Raw genomic sequence first — 18,977 nt, forward strand, 5'->3', positions numbered from 1 at the left:
AAAAGAAAAGCATGTGACATTTTCGTCACACGCTTATGACACGTTCAAATTGATTCCGTTTTGGAAAGGTTAATGTAAAAACTGTCCCTGCACCGAACTCCGAATGCACATCAATATGGATTAATAACGGCGCCGCTGCTTTTTTCGCCAAGTACAGCCCCATGCCTGTGGACGCTTGATCATGGTGGTCTGTTGTGGAGGTGAATCCTTTCTCAAAAATACGCGGCACATCTTTTTGTTCAATGCCCCTGCCAAAGTCTTTCACTTCGAGCTGCGTCTGTTCCCCTTTTTGAAAGCTTTTGATCTCAATGTCATAGGCTTCGCTGTATTTCACCGCGTTTGTCAGCAGCTGCCTGATGATAAACGCCAGCCATTTTGCATCACTCAGCACTTCCTCTGCCTCCAGCTGAATATCAAAGCCGAGCCCTTTCTGAATGCACCACGATTGTAAATCTTTGATTTCCTTAAAGATTAAAGGCCGGAGCTGTATGCGCTCTACAGACAGGTCGTTTTCAATAAATGAGATGCGTTTTTGATGAAGCTGCTGATCAAGAAGCAGGTGAATACGCAGCCATTCATATGACAACTGAGATTTTAACGCTTGATCCTCCATTCTATCTATGAGTAAATGCATTGCTGTTAATGGGGTTTTAACCTCATGGATCCATGCCATCAGTTCATCTTTTTCATTTTCCAATGCTAAGCGATGCCGATCAGCAGTCTGCTTCAAGTGTTCCGTTTGCCCGGTAATGCTTCTTTCAACCATTGATTCAAACGGCGTTTCCGGTTCACTTATCGCTGTTACATCAAGATTGTTCTCCCATGTTTTCAGGCTTTTATAAAACGCCGTTTCTTTCCGATAGCGGACCCAAAGGAATATGATAAAAAACAGCACACACAAATACACCATATAAAGCACATTTTCAAATGAGATGGAAGGAGCAACAAAAGCAATGGACAAAATCAAAGCCTGCTGAAACAAAAACGTGGCAATCCAGCTTCGCCTTTCAATGAGAAATGCCTTAATCATAGAAATGATCCTCTTCCTTCGCCATGTAGCCTTGGCCGACCTTCGTCTCGATATATGCGCCAAGCTGCAGGGCATCCAGTTTTTTTCGCAGGCGATTGACATTGACGGTCAGCGTATTATCACTCACAAAACGCTCATCGTTCCACAAGCTTCTAATCAGCTCTTCCCGGCTGACAATCTTGTTTTTTTGTTCTATTAGCTGTTTGAGAATGAACATTTCATTTTTAGTCAGTTCAACAGAACCGTTGCCATTGCTGACGAGGTTCTGTTCCGCGTCTATGGCCGCGCCGCACCACGTTTTGATCGCGCTCGGCTCCGTATTATAATGATACACGCGCCGGAAAATCGCTTGGATTTTCGCTATCAGCACATCAAAGTGAAACGGTTTTTGAATAAAATCATCTGCCCCCAGCTGCATGGACATCACCATATCAGCAGGGTGATCCCGGGAGGATAAAAAGAGAATCGGCACATTTGACCGGGAGCGGATCAGCCGGCACCAATGAAACCCGTCAAATTTAGGCAGCTGGACATCAATAATGACGCAATCAGGCTGAACCGCTGCAAATTCCTGCAGCACTTGACTGAAATCCTGAATGCCGTATACATCATAGGACCATCCTGTTAAACGATCCTTGATTTCGTGAAACAGCGATTCATCATCTTCAATCAGCAAAAGTTTAAACAATCGACTCACCGCACTTTTTCCTTTTTTATCAAGTGTATAGCAAAACGCCATCCTGCGCTATAGAGAAAGCCGGCTTGCTCAGCCGGCTTTTACATATTATAATTCTCTTCTCAACGCTGTCAGCACGTTGGTTTTCGTCGCTTTTCTCGCCGGGTTCATTCCGGAAAGCACCGCAACCCCTCCGCAAATCACAACGGCAATTACGACAAGGCTCAGAGGAATGTAGGAGAATGTGTAATTCAAATCACCCGCATCACTTCCGCTAGTCGCCGCGAGAATCATCGGAACAACCAGGTTGACAAGGTAGCTCACGCCGTAAGAAATGATAATTCCAATGACACAGCCTAAAATCCCGATATACGCGCTTTCCATCAAGAACATACGGCGAATGATCGACGGACTCGCCCCAATCGCCTTCATAATCCCGATTTCCTGCGTTCTTTCTGTTACCGCCATCGTCATCGTGTTAAAAATACCGATTGCAGAAATGATAACGGCGATACATCCGACAAAGATCAGTCCGATTTTGAAGACCAAGAAGAAGGTATTGGCTCCTTTTAGCTGTGTTGTCACGGACATGACCTGATAACCGTCATCCATCAAATCATTTGACAGCTGTTCAACATGATCAAACTTGTCTGCATACACTTTTGTGCTTTTTTCAACAGAGCTGCTGTCTTTTGATAAATCAAGAAACTTCGAAAAATCGCGCTTGAAGCTGTTGCTCACAAAAATGCTGTTATCTTCCTGCCAATCTGTATTCGGTTTCTTCGTAATACCGACAATTTTAAAATCGTACGACTTTTCTCCGTCAACTTTGCCGGTTTCATCATTTGTTTTAGAGACATTGAGCTGAATCGTTTTATTCAGCACATCTTTTGTAAACCCTTTTGGCTGTTTGATTTCATCATAATTCACTTGGGATTTGCTGATTTCTTTTTCGTAATCTTCGGAATCTTTTTTCGTCCATAAATACTTAGCAAAATTGTATCCTACTACAATTTCGTTTTCTGACTTTGCAGTGCGTCCTTTTTCCAGCTCCATATTCGATTTTAATTCATCGTCCATATTTGTGAAAACCAAAGTGGAATTCGTATTGGTTCGATCCCCGAGTTTCGCTTTAACCGGTTCGTTTACCGTCGTTCTTTCCACCACTGCTTTTACATTGTCATATTTCTCTAAATCAGCCTTTTTAACATCTTTCCCATCTGATTTTCCGTACACCTGGATTTCTGTTACAACCTGCTGGCTCATCGTCATATCTGTAATCGTCTTTTGAATCCCAAATCCAACCGACGACAGCACCACCAAAAACGCACATGCCATTGTTGTCGCAAGAATCGTCATAAAGACGCGGAGCCTGTTTTTCTTCATATTTCTTCTGATAAAATGAACCTGATCTTTAAACCTCATCGGTAATTCCCCCTTTTAACACACCGTCATGAAGCTGAAATTTTGAATGTCCGATAGAAGCGACCTCATCATCGTGAGTGATGATCACAAATGTAATGCCCCGCTCGCGATTCAGCTGCTGGATCAAATCCAGTACTTCCTGTTCCGTTTCTGAATCAAGGCTTCCCGTCGGCTCATCCGCTAAAATAATAGATGGATTTAAAATCAACGCTCGCGCAATACTGACACGCTGCTGCTGGCCGCCTGACAGTTCATTCGGATAATGAGCGGCGTGATTTTCCAGACCGACGCGTTTGAGCATGTCCTGCACCTTTTGCTTGCGTTCGGATGGTTTCATCCCTTTTAACGCCAGCGGCATTTCAACATTCTCATACGTCGTTAGCCCCGGGATGAGCTGAAAGCTTTGAAAAATAAACCCGAAATGGTCAAGCCGAAACTGGGCCCATTCCTTTTCATTAAAGCCTGTCACATCAGTGCCATTAATGACAATCCGCCCTTTTGTCGGCGAGATGTAGCCGGAAATTAAATTCAGAAGCGTTGATTTTCCTGAGCCGCTTCGCCCGACAATACAGGCAATTTCCCCTTTCGCCACGCTTAATGAAACATCCTTCAATACTGGAACTTCATTCTCACGGCCTTTTTTTCCGATCGTGAAAGAATGGTCGATATGCTGAACATCAATCATATTTTCTCTCTCCCTTACAAAAGTTTCGTTTTTTTATAAATTGCAAAATAGCTGATCAAGAAACCGATTACCGCGCCTGCAGCCATGCCAATGAGATAGCCTGCAAAGCTCTCGCTGGCAGAAAATCCAAAGTACCCAAAGCCCATGATTCCTATGATAATAACAATGATCTGCACCGGTCGGTCAAGCGGCTTCCATAAGAAGAAAAACCCGTTTCTTTCATTAGACAGTTTGACAAAACTAATATAGCCGATGATGTAGAAGATGATAGTCATGATAGCTGGACTCACTAAATACTGTGGTGAATTCTCAACCCATTTCGAATCTACAAAGGTTATTGGAATTAAGTACTGCGCCCATTTGGATACCGGACCATGAATAAACTCTATTGATCCGCCAAAAAGGATCTCGAGGTTGAGCGCAGGCAGGCCGATGAGTAAAAACGGCGAAATGGCGACGGTAAATGAGACCAAAAGCTGTGCAAAAATATGGCCCGTCAGAGCTCCGCCAGCCATAATCAAAGAATAAGCCAGCAAACTGACAATGATCATTCCTAGACTGTAGTGGTGATAATAAACGGCCTGATCAGGCTTCAAAAGCATGATCAGCAACAAGGATAAAATATAACCTATGAGCTGCGGCACCACAATCACCATTCCGCCGAGCATAAACTTTGCATTAAATATCTGCCCGCGTGTATATGGAAGGCTTAAAGTAAAATCAAACAAGCCCTTGCTTCGTTCAATCCCAAGCTGGCTGACCGCCAAAACGACACCCAAAATCCAAAAGAATGAGATGAATGTGCCGTTTAAGTAATCAACACTGAATACGCAGGGACCGACCCAATTTTCTTTTCCGGTGACACAGCCTTGATAGGTAAGGTACATATTGAAAATCGATAAAGGATTGCCTAGAATTGAAACCAAAATGATGTTGACTAACAGAGCTTTATTTTGCCTCCACTCTTTATAAAGCAGGCCGTAATCCGGCATTTGTATGTCCCTCCAAACGCTAAGCCGTTTCTTAATGTCTTACTTTTTTATAGATGGAAAAATAGCTGATCAAAAATCCTACAATTCCCCCGATAATCATTCCGATAATGTAACCCACTATCGATTTGCCCGTAGAATACCCCATTAAACCGAAACTAAGGATACCTAACACAATGACAAGGATGTGTATAGGACGATCCAATGTTCTCCACAAAAAGAAGTGCCCATTTCGTTCATTGTGATGCTTTGTAAAACTGATGGATGCAATGAGATAAAAGAGAATACTCATCACTGCAGGAATAAGCAATAAATATTTACTTTCCTCCACCCAACTTGAATCCATATAAAAAATTGGTGTAAAGTCCATCAATTTATGGTCAAATTCATAAGAGAAAAAATTCCAAGCTTGAAGCCCTGAAAGGATGCCTATATGATAAATCGGCAACGTGATAATTAAGTATGGCAATATCGCCGTTGCAAAAGCTGTCAACAACTGAGCAAAAGCATTCCCAGCTAATGTCCCGGCGGCCATTACTAATGAGTAAAACATAAAGCTTGTGATGATCATACCAATGCTTCCATGTTCAAAATAGTTTACCTGTTCGGGTTTTAAAATTAAAATAAGCAGCCATGCCAATATAAACCCAATCAATTGTGAAAATACAATAACAACAGCGCCTAACCAAAATTTCGTTTGAAAAATTTGTCTTCTTGTATATGGAAGACTTAACAAAAAATCCATCGAACCTTTCGAACGTTCGAGCCCCATCAAGAAAACTGCCAATATAATCCCTATCACCCAATTTATTTGAATGTTGCTGCTGATATGGTAATTCAAAATAAAAGAACAATACTGCGGATCTGAATGTGCCAGACATGCCTGGCTGCTTGTATATCTGTGATAAACCATTAAAGGATTTGCAAACACTAAAAACACAATACTCAGCAAAATCACCACTTGATTCTGCTTCCACTCTCGATAGAGGAGACCTCGGTCTACCATCTCCGCTTCCCTCCAAACTTCGCAATAAACACTTCTTCCAAGTTGACAGGAAGCTCGTTCCACACTTTTGGCTTCAGCTCTTTTAAAAAGCTCTTCTTCTCTTCATCGCTTTTCGGTATCAGCACCGTGTAAAACACGCCGGCCTGATCAAGCATCGGAATGTTTTGCTCTCTGATCGCCAAATTGACATCTGTGTCAAAAGCCATTTGAATTTTGATATATTCTTCTTTTAACTCATCCATATCCATTACATTGGTCAGCCTGTTGTCTTCGAGAAACCCGATTCGGTTGCACATCCGTTCTATATCCTCAAGCCGGTGAGAAGTGATGAGAATGCTTGTATCACGCTCCGCCACTTCATCGACCATCAGCTGAAGCACATCATGCCTTGTCACCGCGTCAATCCCGTCCGTCGGCTCATCAAGAAGAATCAGCGCCGGTCTCGCCGCAAACGAGAGTACAAGCGACAGCTGTTTTTTCAAGCCTGTCGACAGCTCGCGGTATTTTTTCGTTTCCGGAATTTCGTATCTGTTCATCAATTCATTCGCATACGTGACATCAAACTTCGGATATATTCTTCTCAGGATATCGACCAGCTGCTTGTATGTATACTTATCGTAAAACGGATTCTGAACAGGCATGTAGATGATATTCTGTTTCACCTTCGGATGCTTTTTGATTTCTACGCCGTCAAACAAAACGGTCCCGCTGTCCGCGAAAATGATTTGCTGGATTAAGCGAAGCATTGTCGTTTTGCCTGATCCATTACGGCCAAGCAATCCGAAGATTTCTCCTTTTTCGATTGTTAACGAAACGTCCTTTAATACTTGATTGCCGTCAATCGTTTTTGACAGCTGCCGTAATTCAATCATCTTGTTGACCTTCTTTCACATCAGCGCTGATTTCCTTTATCCATTCCTGCAGTTTTTCCAGCTCAACCCCTGCATAATGGGCATCGATGATGAGCTGTTTGAGTTGCTCTTTTATCATCGTCATCTTCCCTTCAACCAAAGTCGTTTGTGCATTCCCCGAAATATAGGTCCCTCTGCCCCGTAGCGTTTCAATAATCCCCTCACGCTCGAGCTCTTTATACGCTTTGCTGACAGTGTTCGGATTCGCGATAATGATCGTCGCCAATTCTCTGACAGAAGGAAGCTTATCACCTGGCTTCATGATCCCTTTTAAACAAAGCTCTTTCATCTGCTGAATAATTTGCTCGTAAATAGGCGTGGAGCTTCTTGGATCGATTTGAATCATTTACTTCCCTACTTTCTATACGATCTGCCCTCTTATAAATAAAATGGGTCAATCACACTTTTTTGCCATTCAAAACCGATCATCACAAGGACAAGAAAAAATGAACAGGCGATGACAGATGCCGTAATGAGCATCGGCAGGTTTCGCTTTTTATTTTTCATAGCTGCCTCCTTTTAATTGAAGCTAAATAAATGACTGATCTATTATTAGTGTCTATAGTGTATTACATCAATTAGTACACTTAATACAATAAATACTTTGGCACTTAAAGTCAATCCTTTTTTTCACAAAAAACGGACCCTTATCAAAAGGGTCCGTGACTTACACATCAAGAGGGTGCTGCAGGATCATATTATTTTGCAAAGCCTGAAGCTGAAGTCTCGTTCTGTACAGCTGTTCTCTCTGCTGATCATTTGACGACAGCCACAGCTTATTCAAAGCATTCACTGCATTTTCAAGCTGCATTTGCGCATCACTGTACTCCTGATCGTTATAATGCTCTTGTTTAGAAGCGATTTTCAGCTGCTCTTCAGCATAATCATACGCCTGCATACATTGCTGGAGATGTTCATCTACTGATTGTCTAGTTGCCACAGTAACCCCTCCTCTTGGTAATGGAAACAATCCATCATTCATATTGTAGCCCCATCTGACTTCGTTCAATAAAGTAATTTATGGTCGATATTCATTTGTTCTCTTGTGAAATGCGTGCTACAATTTTAGGATGCAATCGTACGCAAGGAGGCACATGAATTGTGATGCAAAATAATCCTTTTCCTTATTCAAATACGGAAAAACGCTATCATACATTGAATTACCATCTTAGAGACCATTTCGGCCATAAGGTGTTTAAAGTGGCGCTTGACGGCGGCTTTGACTGCCCGAACCGGGACGGCACCGTTGCCCACGGCGGCTGTACATTTTGCAGCGCAGCAGGCTCTGGCGATTTCGCCGGAAACCGGGCCGATGATTTAATTACGCAATTCCATGACATCAAAAACCGCATGCACGAAAAATGGAAGGACGGCAAATACATCGCCTATTTTCAGGCCTTCACCAACACGCATGCGCCGGTTGAGGTGCTTCGTGAGAAATTCGAATCTGTCCTCGCGCTCGATGATGTCGTTGGCATTTCGATCGCCACGCGCCCAGACTGTCTGCCTGATGATGTCGTTGACTATTTGGCCGAGCTGAATGAACGCACGTATTTGTGGGTTGAGCTCGGGCTTCAAACGGTTCATGAACGGACGGCTCTTCTGATCAACCGTGCACATAATTTTGACTGCTATGTAGAGGGTGTCAATAAATTAAGAAAACACGGCATACGTGTCTGCTCGCATATTATCAACGGACTGCCGCTTGAAGACCGGGACATGATGATGGAAACCGCGAAAGCCGTCGCAAATTTGGACGTGCAGGGCATCAAAATCCATCTGCTGCACCTTTTGAAAGGCACGCCGATGGTCAAGCAATATGAAAAGGGAAAACTGGAATTCCTTTCTCAAGATGATTATGTGCAGCTTGTCTGCGATCAGCTTGAGGTCATCCCGCCGGAAATGATCGTCCACCGCATTACAGGTGACGGACCGATTGAATTGATGATTGGACCGATGTGGAGCGTCAACAAATGGGAAGTGCTTGGCGCCATTAATAAAGAGCTTGAAAATCGCGGCAGCCATCAAGGAAAGTGGTTTCAGCAGGTTGAGGAGAAGTCAGCGTTATGATTTTGAAAAAGATCCTCCCTTACAGTAAGGAACTGCTGAAAATGGCTGCGGGAGAAGGAGATATCGTCGTAGATGCAACGATGGGCAATGGACACGATACGCAGTTTTTAGCAGAACTTGTCGGAGAAAACGGCCATGTGTACGCTTTTGACATCCAAGAATCAGCCGTGGCCAATACACAGGAACGACTCAGTGAGTCTCATCAAGCGCGAACAACATTATTTCACAAAAGCCATGATAAAATCGCCGAATCTCTTCCGCCGGAAACACACGGCAAAGTGGCAGCTGCTGTGTTTAACCTCGGGTATCTCCCGGGCGGGGACAAATCGATTACGACGAGCGGCCATTCAACCATCAAAGCTATAGAACAGCTGCTCAGCATCATGAAAGATGAAGGCCTGATTGTTTTGGTCGTCTATCACGGCCACCCGGAAGGCAAAGCTGAGAAAAACGACGTGCTCGACTTTTGCCGTAACTTGGATCAGCAAACAGCCCGCGTGTTAACATACGGATTTATCAACCAGCAAAATGATCCTCCATTTATTGTCGCCATCGAAAAAAAAGCTCAGATCAGCAAATGATTTGAGCTTTTTTCTTTGAATTTTTCACCCAGGCCATTTTTTGGAATTTCCGATAGGCCCTGCCGTTAATATAAAAGAAAAATGAGGTTTTTCCGCTTGCTTTGATCAGCTTCTTCGCAAGCCGGCCCATTTCCTTTTGGCCCGCCACTTTATCATCTGACAAATAAACGCCGAGCAAGCCGCGGTTAATTAAACGGTGGAAGTTTTCATGCGGAATGCCTTGTAAATGTTCGTCGGCTTTTTGGATAAAGTGTTCAAGCCGCTTCATCATTTCTTCATGCGACTCATAATACGAGCAGAAATTCAAGTCCCCTTCCAGCAAGTCCTCCTCTTGATCAATCAAATAATCAAGCAGAATGTGAAGCCCTTGTATGTAAGGAAAATAACTATTGCGGATTTTTTCAGCGGTGTTTTCAGTGAAATCAGGCTGGAACGAATACGCCACAAGGCAGAAAATGCCTAACGTCGAGCCTGCACAAGCGGAAAATTCATACCATTCCATCTCAGGCAGCTCTGATTCATATTGAGTAAACCACTTCTCAAGCCGAGGAACACGCTCATGCTCAACGACGTGCTTATGCACCTGCAAATCGCAATAATAGCCGCACAGTTCGAGCAGATAAGGTTTAATCATACCGTAGTGTTCAATTGAACCAAGTACACGCTGGCACGTTTTGACCAACTCATGCAAATATCCGCCGTCATCCTGTTCTTCTCTGAATTGATAATAATTTTGCGGTTCCGCCCCTACTGTCAATGCGTCCCGCATCGAAGCATGGAGCATTCGAAAATCCTGCGGGTCAAGCGAGGTGCTGCGGTCGCATAGATTATCGAGATAATCGCTGATCGTTTGATACGCGATGATAAATTCGACGCATTTCTGTTTTTGATTGCCTGACAGCAAGGCCAGTATACCGCCGCCTTCACAGTGGAACGTTTTGTCTCGAATACTCGCGGTTGCCTGTGCTTTTAATTCGCTGTTATGAATGGATTCTGATTTTTGCTTCCACACGTTCAGCTCTTGATGAACAAGCGGAAAAATATCTCGATATACTTTTGCCATCAGTCCAAAAGGATGTTCCGGTACTGTCAACACATGCACCCCCAACTAGTTCAAATATATTGATCAGTAAACGCTCTTGCTGCTTTAAAGACATCTTCTCTTTCCGGTTCATTAAATATTTCATGATAAAGCCCTTCCCACTCTCTGTACGCTTTATTGCGGGAAGCAACACCTGAGAACCACTTGATGACCATCGTTTTGTCAACAAGTTTGTCGTCACCGGCCTGCATCACCAGAAGCGGCACTCTTAAAAATGCATCTGTCGGCACCATCGCTGACTCAATTGTTTTTAACAGCTCTCTGTACCATCTGACAGATACTTTTCTGACGTATAACGAGTCATTTTGATCGGCCTCGATGACGTCCTCATTGCGCGTCGCCATATCAATTGATAATCCCGAGTCAACCCTCAGCGACGGGGCGATGACATTCAAACCTCTTGATGCAAGATCAAGCGCTTTATTCACTTTAATTTGCAGCCCGAGACACGGTGATGATAAAATAATTCCCGTAATATGGGGATTTCTTTGCTGTTTAAACCATTCAATCGCGACCAGACCTCCCATGCTGTGACCGAGCAGAAAAACCGGCAGCTCAAACGTTCGCGCTTTATCTATCCAAGTATCTACCTCATCAATGTATTCTTGAAATGAGCGAATATGACCTCTGGCTCTTGTCGTTGTCCCCTGGCCCGGCAAGTCGCCCATGACAACGTGATAGCCCGAAGATCTCCACATTTCAATCAGCCATTTATATCTTCCGTGATATTCACTAGCCCCGTGGATGATCACAATCACGGCAACAGGTCTGTCTGCTTTCCAGGTCCACATACTCTTCACCTCGTACGAAATTTAAATAGAGAAAGAAGGATGAATATTATGATCTACCCCTATAAGGAACACATGCCAGATATCCACCCAACAGCTTTTGTGGCGGATAATGCAACCATTACCGGTGATGTCGTTATTGGAGAACAATCCAGCATTTGGTTTTCTGTTGTCATAAGGGGAGATGTCGCGCCGACAATGATCGGAAACAGAGTCAATATCCAAGATTTAAGCTGCCTCCATCAAAGCCCGAACCGGACGCTTCTCATTGAAGATGACGCCACGATAGGCCATCAGGTTACACTTCACAGCGCTGTTATCCGCAAAAACGCATTAATCGGCATGGGCTCAATCATCTTAGACGGAGCCGAAATTGGCGAAGGCGCTTTTATTGGTGCCGGCAGTCTTGTCCCGCCGGGAAAAATCATCCCGCCTGGCCATCTCGCTTTTGGCCGCCCTGCAAAAGTCATCCGCCCTTTGACGGAAGAAGACCGGCAAGATATGCAAAGAATACGGTCTGAATATGTAGTAAAGGGCCAATACTATAAATCAATTCAGCAAACATAAGACCTGTTTCGTCTTACTTTACCATTTTTTAAATTATGTTTGAAAGCAATAACCATTGTTTACCCGGACGGAATGACAGTTCGGGTTTTGATTTTTCCATAAAACGTTCACATGTAACGTTAAACGTATGACTTTTATCTTATCATAACGCAACTGAAGCAGCCTCTGCAAAAAACATATTCCTATTCTTACCTGCTCCCTGATTTATATGTGCTCACACAAAAAGAGCCCGCTGGGAGCTCTTTTTGTCAGCTTATATTTCGTTCGCTGGCAGCAGCCGCATTTTTCTTATGAAAACCTTTTCCATAATACATGGCAAGTAAGATGAGAAACCATACCGGCCCGATAATGACAGCCACTCTTGTATCTGGACTGTAAGCCATAAGAATAACGACAAATGCCAAAAATGCCAATGACAGATAAGACGCAAACGGAAAGAAAGGCATTTTGTATTTTAAGTGTTTCTTTTCTTCAGGCTGCAAGCTTTTTCGGTATTTAATTTGAGAAAGCAAAATGATCGCCCACGTCCAAATCGCTCCGAACGTCGCAATGCTTGTGACCCAAGTAAACACCTTCGCAGGCACAACATAGTTTAAGAGCACTCCGACTAATAAAACGCCCGCCGAAGCGAGAACAGCTTTACCCGGGATGCCGCCTTTTGTCAGCTGTCCGTATGCTTTTGGCGCTTCCTCTTGCTCAGCTAAGTTAAACAGCATCCGTCCCGTGCTGAAAATGCCGCTGTTGCATGAAGACAGCGCGGCGGTCAAGACGACAAAGTTAATAATGCCTGCAGCCGATGGAATGCCCACTTTTTCAAATGTGAGGACAAACGGACTTCCTTGTGAGCCGATTTCCTGCCAAGGGTAAATAGACATAATGACAAATAAAGCACCGACATAAAAAATCAAAATGCGCCAGAATACTGTATCGATTGCTTTTGCTAATGATTTTTGCGGGTTTTTCACCTCACCGGCCGTCACCCCGATCATTTCGATCCCTAAATAGGCGAACATCACCATTTGGAGTGACAATAAAACCCCTTTCATTCCATGAGGAAAAAATCCTCCGTTGCTCCATAAATTGCTGATTCCGGTTGCAATGCCTCCATTGCCGATCCCAACGATGATCATCAATAAACCGACAACAATCATTGATAAGATTGCGACAATTTTAATCAAAGCAAACCAAAACTCCAGCTCTCCGTAAGCTTTAACAGCCAAGAAATTAACACCCGTCATGATGACCAGCGCCGATAATGCCCAAATCCAGTTTGGCACGTCCGGAAACCAATACCCCATATAAATCCCGACAGCCGTAATCTCAGCCATACAGGTTACTACCCATAAAAACCAATAGTTCCAACCAGTTAAATAGCCTGCAAGCGGTCCCAAATAATCACGGGCATAACGGCTGAAAGAGCCAGCCACCGGTTTTTGAATAGCCATTTCTCCAAGTGCCCTCATAATAAAAAACATGATCAGGCCGCTTATGGCGTACGCTGCCAAAATACCCGGCCCTGCTAATTGAATAGCTGATGCGGAGCCGAGGAACAATCCAACTCCTATGGCAGCTCCTAAAGACATTAAAGAAATATGCCTTTCTTCGAGTCCACGGTGCAGCTCTTGTTTTTGTTTTTGCATGCTTTCTTCTCCTCTTGAAAAAAATATCAATGAATCACTTTTCTGAATTTTCCGTGCAGATTGGGTATCAATGATGATGGAGGAATAAAAGGATAATAACAAGGCTTTCGACGAATCGAAAGCCTTGCTGTCTGTTACACAAAGATGACTTCTTTAGGCTGATGGCTCAGCTCTTCAGGCATATACCGTTTTTCGATATTGATGCTGTGCCAGATCATAAAGATCAGTACAGTCCAGATTTTACGGCTGTTATCAGCCTTGTCCGCACAATGGTCTTCAAGAAGCTGAAGAACATAATCCTTGTGGATATATGCATCCGTTTGGCTTTCCTGAATAATGTTCCGCACCCATTCGTTCATTTCGTTTTTCAGCCAATGACGGATCGGCACAGGGAACCCGAGCTTTTTGCGGTTTAATACGTGCTCAGGAACAATTCCTTCAGCGGCTTTGCGAAGAAGATACTTCGTCGTGCCGTTTTTCGTTTTCAGCTCATCAGGAATTTTTGAAGCAACATCGAATACGACTTTATCCAGGAACGGCACACGCAGTTCCAAAGAATTCGCCATTGTCATTTTATCCGCTTTTAACAAAATGTCGCCGCGCATCCAAGTATGGATATCGACATACTGCATTTTGTTGATATCGCTGTATGAGCTGCTTTCTGTAAAGTAAGTCTTCGTCACATCGCGATATGAAAGATTCGGATTATAATGCTTCAGCAGCTGTTTTTTGACAGACTCTTCAAAGATCTTCGCGTTACCGATATAACGATCTTGAAGCGGCGTACAGCCGCGCTCAAGCAGGCTCTTTCCTCTCATCCCTTCAGGCATAACGGCCGCGACGTGCAGAAGCATTTTCTTCAGGCCGGACGGAATGCGTTCAAACGGCTTAAGCGAAAGCGGCTCACGGTAAATGTTATATCCGCCGAAGAGCTCATCCGCGCCTTCACCTGATAATGCAACCGTTACATGTTTTTTCGCTTCTTTCGCAACAAAGTACAACGGAATCGCTGCCGGATCAGCAAGCGGATCATCAAAATGCCATACGATCTTCGGAAGCTCGTTCATATATTCCTCAGGCGAAATGACTTTGCTGATGTTTTCAATGCCAAGCGCCGCTGCAGTTTCTTTCGCTACATCGACTTCACTGAAGCCCTGCTGTTCAAATCCGACAGAGAATGTTTTTAAGCTTGGATGCAATTCTTTCGCAACGGATACAATAAAGGAAGAATCAATTCCGCCGGACAGGAATGAACCGACAGGAACGTCACTTCTCATATGAACGTTGACAGAGTCGTAGATTGCGTCTCTGACCTCTTTCACAAGCTTGTCTTCTTCAGTCTGAACCGGCTTGAAGTTCGCTTTGAAATACGTTTTAAATGTGATATCGCCGTCCGGGCGGATTGTAAACTGTGAACCCGGCTCTACTTTTTTCACATTGGCATCAAGCGTGCTTGGTTCAGGAACGAATTGGAAAGACATGTACTGCTGCAATGCCTCTTTATCTATTTCAATATCATTTTGAGCAACCATTAAACTTTTTCTCTCTGAGGCAAAATAAACCTGATCATCGATCGTTGTGTAATACAGCGGTTTAATGCCGAAAGGATCTCTTGCTCCATAAAGCACATGATCGTTTTTATTCCAAATCAGAAAAGCAAACATACCGCGCAGTTTGGACGCCGCTTCTTCTTTATAGTGACGGTAAGTCGCAAGAAGAACCTCTGTGTCCGAATCCGTGTTGAATGTATACCCCTTTGCTTCAAGTTCTTCTCTCAGTTCAATATAGTTATAGATTTCTCCGTTAAAGATAATCCAATATGTTTCATCTTCATATGATAAAGGCTGTCCGCCATTTTCTACGTCAATAATGCTGAGCCGTCTGAAACCGAATCCAACGTGCTCATCATGGAAATATCCATCACTGTCAGGACCGCGGTGAACGATCATTTGGTTCATTTGTTTGATTAATTCTTCTTGATCAGCGGTTTGAGCTAACGGATGCTTGTTAAAAACCCCGACAAATCCACACATAGTATTGCCTCCATAATTAAAATTATCATCATTGAACCCCTATTTATAGACGCTGTGAATAGTATTTGGTTTCACGGTTATGTAAAAAAATAAACATGAATACAACGTAAAAAAGGGAAAGCCGCTTAACCAGTAAGCGGCTATAAAATTATTCTCCTAACGCTTCTTTACGCAGCTGCTCTGCTTTGTCTGTACGCTCCCACGGAAGATCAACATCGTGGCGTCCAAAATGGCCGTACGCAGCAGTTTGTTTGTAGATCGGGCGGCGTAAATCAAGCATTTTGATAATGCCGGCAGGTCGTAAATCAAAGTTATTTCGAACAACTTCAATCAGTTTTTCCTCAGAAGCTTTTCCGGATCCGAATGTGTTGATTGAAATTGACACTGGCTGTGCAACACCGATCGCGTAAGCAAGCTGTACTTCACAAGAATCAGCAAGCTCAGCCGCAACGATGTTTTTCGCAACGTATCTTGCTGCATAAGCCGCAGAACGGTCTACCTTCGTCGCATCCTTACCTGAGAACGCGCCGCCGCCGTGGCGTGCATAGCCGCCGTACGTATCAACGATGATTTTGCGTCCTGTAAGTCCTGCATCCCCTTGAGGGCCTCCGATAACGAAACGTCCTGTAGGATTGATGAAATATTTTGTTTCTTCATCAATCAGCTCTTTAGGAACAACTGGATTGATCACATGTTCTTTAATGTTGCGCTGGATTTGCTCAAGCGTAATTTCAGGGTGATGCTGAGTTGAAATGACAATCGCGTCAATACGCACAGGCTTGTTATTTTCATCGTACTCGACCGTTACCTGTGTTTTGCCGTCAGGGCGAAGGTACGGAAGAATATCTTCTTTACGAACTTCACTCAGGCGGCGGGCTAATTTATGAGCTAGTGAAATTGGAAGAGGCATAAGCTCTTTCGTTTCGTTGCACGCGTAACCGAACATTAAACCTTGGTCACCCGCACCGATCGCTTCAATTTCTTCGTCGCTCATTGTGCCTTCACGGGCTTCAAGCGCTTGGTCTACACCCATCGCGATATCAGCAGACTGCTCGTCAATTGATGTTAAAACTGCACAAGTTTCCGCATCAAATCCGTATTTCGCACGTGTGTATCCGATTTCTTTAATGGTTTGGCGAACCGTTTTCGGAATGTCAACATACGTAGATGTTGTGATCTCTCCGCTGACAAGAACCAAACCAGTTGTCACAGATGTTTCACAAGCAACACGCGCGTTTGGGTCTTTCTTTAAAATTTCATCTAAGATGCTGTCAGAAATCTGGTCACAGATTTTATCCGGATGCCCCTCCGTAACAGATTCTGATGTAAATAAACGACGATTTTTACTCATGATTTGCTTCCTCCTGCACAAGGCCTCCCGAAAGACCTTGTATATATGATACGGAACTCGCTCCCTCTTATACAATGTAACGTTATATTAGAGAATGTTAATTGGCATATTTATGAAATAAAAAAACCTTTTCCATCGAGGAAAGGGTTTGGTCTTTGTGCCTTTCACTCTTATCGCTCAAGGAATCATACAACCTTGCAACAGGTTAGCACCTTGGTTGTCTCACACAGTTTAACATAATAAATAACAGAGAAACCGGTTGCTGGGCTTCATAGGGCCTGTCCCTCCGCCAGCTCGGGATAAGAGTATCCGCTCAATGAAATATCTTATCGTAAAAGGGTTTGCAATGTCAATATGATTCAGAAGAAATAGGCACCTATATCGCAAGGGAAAAGATTGGAAAACGCACACACAAAAAACGATAAATAGTATAGACTATTCGAAAATATATGTTATACTAATTCACAATTAGCAAAACATAAAAAACGATAAAGGAAGGTTTCATATGAACTCAGTTGATTTGACCGCTGATTTACAAGCATTATTAACAAGTCCAAATGTGCGTCATAATTTATCAGCAGCACAGCTTACAGAAAAAGTACTATCGCGGAACGAGGGCATTTTAACATCCACGGGTGCCGTTCGGGCGACTACAGGGGCTTATACAGGACGTTCACCTAAAGACAAATTTATCGTGGAGGAAGAAAGCACGAAACATAAGATCGATTGGGGTATGGTGAACCAGCCGATTTCAGAAGAAGCGTTCGACCGGCTGTACACGAAAGTTGTCAGCTACCTGAAACAGCGGGATGAGCTGTTTGTTTTCGAAGGATTTGCCGGGGCAGACGAAAAATACAGGCTGCCGATCACTGTCGTAAATGAGTTCGCATGGCACAATTTATTCGCCAGACAGCTGTTTATCCGCCCGGAAGGCAATGATAAGAAAACAGTTGAACAGCCGTTTACCATTCTTTCTGCTCCGCATTTCAAAGCGGATCCAAAAACAGACGGCACACATTCCGAAACGTTTATTATTGTCTCTTTCGAAAAGCGGACGATTTTAATCGGCGGAACAGAGTATGCCGGAGAAATGAAGAAATCCATTTTCTCCATTATGAATTTCCTGCTCCCTGAAAGAGATATTTTATCCATGCACTGCTCAGCCAATGTCGGTGACAAAGGCGATGTCGCTCTTTTCTTCGGGTTGTCCGGAACAGGCAAAACCACATTGTCAGCCGACGCTGACCGCAAGCTGATCGGCGACGATGAACACGGCTGGTCTGACACAGGCGTCTTTAATATTGAAGGCGGATGTTACGCCAAGTGCATACATTTAAGCGAAGAAAAGGAGCCTCAAATCTTTAACGCGATCCGCTTCGGATCTGTTCTCGAAAATGTTGTTATTGATGAGGATACACGTGAAGCCAATTACGATGATTCCTTCTATACCGAAAATACGCGGGCGGCTTACCCGATTCATATGATTGACAACATTGTGACTCCGAGCATGGCAGGCCACCCGTCAGCCATTGTATTTTTGACGGCTGATGCATTCGGAGTCCTGCCTCCGATCAGCAAATTGACGAAAGAGCAGGCGATGTACCATTTCTTGAGCGGGTATACGAGCAAGCTAGCCGGAACCGAACGCGGTGTAACGTCTCCTGAGACGACGTTCTCCACATGCTTCGGCTCACCGTTTTTGCCGCTTCCTGCTCATGTCTATGCTGAAATGCTCGGGAAAAAGATCGATGAACACGGCGCAGAGGTTTTCTTGGTCAATACCGGCTGGACCGGCGGCGGCTACGGCACAGGGGAACGCATGAAGCTTTCTTACACGAGAGCGATGGTCAAAGCTGCGATTGAAGGCAAATTAGAGGATGCTGAAATGATGACTGACGATATTTTCGGCCTGCACATTCCGATTCACGTTCCTGGTGTTCCTGATCATATTCTTCAGCCGGAAAACACGTGGAACAATAAGGAAGAATACAGAGAAAAGGCTGTCTATCTCGCAAACGAATTCAAAGAGAATTTTAAAAAGTTTACACATACGGATGCTATTGCACAGGCAGGCGGCCCTCTCGTTTAAAAAGCAAAAGCCAAGAGCGATTACGCTCTTGGCT

19 protein-coding genes and 1 riboswitch are annotated in these 18,977 nt (G+C 43.9%); of the genes, 4 read left to right on the forward strand and 15 right to left on the reverse strand.

The window, feature by feature from the left end; translation table 11 throughout:
- Nucleotides 1-25: 25 nt before the first annotated feature.
- The 10 genes from bceS to V756_RS0110740 all read right to left on the reverse strand — a co-directional run bounded on the left by bceS (nt 26) and on the right by V756_RS0110740 (nt 7,662).
- Complete coding sequence (gene bceS, locus V756_RS0110695) at nt 26-1,030, reverse strand: two-component sensor histidine kinase BceS (RefSeq protein WP_024714666.1); 1,005 nt, start codon at nt 1,028-1,030, stop codon at nt 26-28.
- The gene (bceR, locus tag V756_RS0110700) at nt 1,023-1,718 is read right to left on the reverse strand and encodes a two-component response regulator BceR (RefSeq protein ID WP_024714667.1); all 696 of its coding nucleotides are present in this window, start codon (nt 1,716-1,718) and stop codon (nt 1,023-1,025) included. Before bceR ends, bceS begins: the two co-directional genes overlap by 8 nt.
- A 96-nt stretch (nt 1,719-1,814) precedes the next feature.
- Entirely contained in the window at nt 1,815-3,131 is a 1,317-nt protein-coding gene (locus tag V756_RS0110705; protein WP_024714668.1) for an ABC transporter permease, read from the reverse strand.
- On the reverse strand, nt 3,121-3,816 hold the full coding sequence (gene ytrE / locus V756_RS0110710; RefSeq protein WP_024714669.1) for an ABC transporter ATP-binding protein YtrE: 696 nt from the start codon (nt 3,814-3,816) through the stop codon (nt 3,121-3,123). The genes V756_RS0110705 and ytrE overlap by 11 nt, the downstream gene beginning before the upstream one ends.
- Nucleotides 3,817-3,830: 14 nt before the next feature.
- Nucleotides 3,831-4,808 (reverse strand): ABC transporter permease YtrD, encoded by a 978-nt coding sequence (ytrD, locus tag V756_RS0110715; RefSeq protein WP_024714670.1) that lies wholly within the window; start codon nt 4,806-4,808, stop codon nt 3,831-3,833.
- A gap of 31 nt (nt 4,809-4,839) precedes the next feature.
- Nucleotides 4,840-5,811, reverse strand: coding sequence for an ABC transporter permease (locus V756_RS0110720; RefSeq protein WP_024714671.1), 972 nt, complete (start codon nt 5,809-5,811; stop codon nt 4,840-4,842).
- Nucleotides 5,805-6,683: an ABC transporter ATP-binding protein YtrB gene (gene ytrB, locus V756_RS0110725; RefSeq protein ID WP_024714672.1), complete on the reverse strand. Its 879-nt coding sequence runs from the start codon at nt 6,681-6,683 to the stop codon at nt 5,805-5,807. Before ytrB ends, V756_RS0110720 begins: the two co-directional genes overlap by 7 nt.
- Nucleotides 6,676-7,068: a GntR family transcriptional regulator YtrA gene (gene ytrA / locus V756_RS0110730; protein ID WP_024714673.1), complete on the reverse strand. Its 393-nt coding sequence runs from the start codon at nt 7,066-7,068 to the stop codon at nt 6,676-6,678. Before ytrA ends, ytrB begins: the two co-directional genes overlap by 8 nt.
- Nucleotides 7,069-7,100: 32 nt before the next feature.
- Entirely contained in the window at nt 7,101-7,229 is a 129-nt protein-coding gene (locus V756_RS1000000123880) for a hypothetical protein (RefSeq protein ID WP_032682082.1), read from the reverse strand.
- A 160-nt stretch (nt 7,230-7,389) separates the two neighbouring features.
- Entirely contained in the window at nt 7,390-7,662 is a 273-nt protein-coding gene (locus V756_RS0110740; protein WP_024714674.1) for a YtzC family protein, read from the reverse strand.
- 161 nt (nt 7,663-7,823) lie between these two features.
- Between V756_RS0110740 and mnmL the strand changes: the two genes are divergently transcribed.
- On the forward strand, nt 7,824-8,792 hold the full coding sequence (gene mnmL / locus V756_RS0110745) for a tRNA modification radical SAM protein MnmL/YtqA (RefSeq protein WP_024714675.1): 969 nt from the start codon (nt 7,824-7,826) through the stop codon (nt 8,790-8,792).
- Entirely contained in the window at nt 8,789-9,373 is a 585-nt protein-coding gene (gene mnmM / locus V756_RS0110750) for a tRNA 5-(aminomethyl)-2-thiouridylate-methyltransferase MnmM (protein WP_024714676.1), read from the forward strand. The genes mnmL and mnmM overlap by 4 nt, the downstream gene beginning before the upstream one ends.
- Here mnmM and tbcS read toward each other — a convergent pair.
- A complete protein-coding gene (tbcS, locus tag V756_RS0110755; RefSeq protein WP_024714677.1) occupies nt 9,363-10,466 on the reverse strand; it encodes a tetraprenyl-beta-curcumene synthase in 1,104 nt (367 codons plus the stop codon). The genes mnmM and tbcS overlap by 11 nt on opposite strands.
- 20 nt (nt 10,467-10,486) lie before the next feature.
- A complete protein-coding gene (ytpA, locus tag V756_RS0110760; RefSeq protein ID WP_024714678.1) occupies nt 10,487-11,266 on the reverse strand; it encodes a phospholipase YtpA in 780 nt (259 codons plus the stop codon).
- A gap of 48 nt (nt 11,267-11,314) precedes the next feature.
- Between ytpA and V756_RS0110765 the strand changes: the two genes are divergently transcribed.
- The gene (locus tag V756_RS0110765; protein ID WP_024714679.1) at nt 11,315-11,830 is read left to right on the forward strand and encodes a gamma carbonic anhydrase; all 516 of its coding nucleotides are present in this window, start codon (nt 11,315-11,317) and stop codon (nt 11,828-11,830) included.
- A 248-nt stretch (nt 11,831-12,078) separates the two neighbouring features.
- Here V756_RS0110765 and alaP read toward each other — a convergent pair whose 3' ends face one another.
- The 3 genes from alaP to metK all read right to left on the reverse strand — a co-directional run bounded on the left by alaP (nt 12,079) and on the right by metK (nt 16,854).
- Nucleotides 12,079-13,470 carry an alanine permease AlaP gene (alaP, locus tag V756_RS0110770; protein WP_024714680.1) on the reverse strand — a complete coding sequence of 464 codons (1,392 nt, stop codon included), beginning with the start codon at nt 13,468-13,470 and terminating at the stop codon, nt 12,079-12,081.
- A 134-nt stretch (nt 13,471-13,604) separates the two neighbouring features.
- Nucleotides 13,605-15,503: an asparagine synthase (glutamine-hydrolyzing) gene (gene asnB, locus V756_RS0110775; RefSeq protein ID WP_024714681.1), complete on the reverse strand. Its 1,899-nt coding sequence runs from the start codon at nt 15,501-15,503 to the stop codon at nt 13,605-13,607.
- Nucleotides 15,504-15,651: 148 nt separating this feature from the next.
- Entirely contained in the window at nt 15,652-16,854 is a 1,203-nt protein-coding gene (metK, locus tag V756_RS0110780) for a methionine adenosyltransferase (RefSeq protein ID WP_003223309.1), read from the reverse strand.
- A gap of 167 nt (nt 16,855-17,021) precedes the next feature.
- Nucleotides 17,022-17,160, reverse strand: a riboswitch (SAM riboswitch).
- Nucleotides 17,161-17,359: 199 nt separating this feature from the next.
- Here metK and pckA point away from each other — a divergent pair.
- Entirely contained in the window at nt 17,360-18,943 is a 1,584-nt protein-coding gene (gene pckA, locus V756_RS0110785; protein ID WP_024714682.1) for a phosphoenolpyruvate carboxykinase (ATP), read from the forward strand.
- Nucleotides 18,944-18,977: the final 34 nt, after the last annotated feature.

Origin of the sequence: Bacillus tequilensis KCTC 13622 (assembly GCF_000507145.1) — a bacterium.
Taxonomy (GTDB): Bacteria; Bacillota; Bacilli; order Bacillales; family Bacillaceae; genus Bacillus; species Bacillus tequilensis.

Bases quoted from the DNA above. Each gene is read 5' to 3' on its own strand.
- ytrB (WP_024714672.1), bottom strand. From the start codon at position 6,683: ATGATTGAATTACGGCAGCTGTCAAAAACGATTGACGGCAATCAAGTA.
- ytrD (WP_024714670.1), bottom strand. From the start codon at position 4,808: ATGCCGGATTACGGCCTGCTTTATAAAGAGTGGAGGCAAAATAAAGCT.
- V756_RS1000000123880 (WP_032682082.1), bottom strand. From the start codon at position 7,229: ATGAAAAATAAAAAGCGAAACCTGCCGATGCTCATTACGGCATCTGTC.
- V756_RS0110705 (WP_024714668.1), bottom strand. From the start codon at position 3,131: ATGAGGTTTAAAGATCAGGTTCATTTTATCAGAAGAAATATGAAGAAA.
- bceS (WP_024714666.1), bottom strand. From the start codon at position 1,030: ATGATTAAGGCATTTCTCATTGAAAGGCGAAGCTGGATTGCCACGTTT.
- mnmM (WP_024714676.1), top strand. From the start codon at position 8,789: ATGATTTTGAAAAAGATCCTCCCTTACAGTAAGGAACTGCTGAAAATG.
- pckA (WP_024714682.1), top strand. From the start codon at position 17,360: ATGAACTCAGTTGATTTGACCGCTGATTTACAAGCATTATTAACAAGT.
- V756_RS0110720 (WP_024714671.1), bottom strand. From the start codon at position 5,811: ATGGTAGACCGAGGTCTCCTCTATCGAGAGTGGAAGCAGAATCAAGTG.
- V756_RS0110765 (WP_024714679.1), top strand. From the start codon at position 11,315: ATGATCTACCCCTATAAGGAACACATGCCAGATATCCACCCAACAGCT.
- ytpA (WP_024714678.1), bottom strand. From the start codon at position 11,266: ATGTGGACCTGGAAAGCAGACAGACCTGTTGCCGTGATTGTGATCATC.
- alaP (WP_024714680.1), bottom strand. From the start codon at position 13,470: ATGCAAAAACAAAAACAAGAGCTGCACCGTGGACTCGAAGAAAGGCAT.
- ytrE (WP_024714669.1), bottom strand. From the start codon at position 3,816: ATGATTGATGTTCAGCATATCGACCATTCTTTCACGATCGGAAAAAAA.
- ytrA (WP_024714673.1), bottom strand. From the start codon at position 7,068: ATGATTCAAATCGATCCAAGAAGCTCCACGCCTATTTACGAGCAAATT.
- asnB (WP_024714681.1), bottom strand. From the start codon at position 15,503: ATGTGTGGATTTGTCGGGGTTTTTAACAAGCATCCGTTAGCTCAAACC.
- metK (WP_003223309.1), bottom strand. From the start codon at position 16,854: ATGAGTAAAAATCGTCGTTTATTTACATCAGAATCTGTTACGGAGGGG.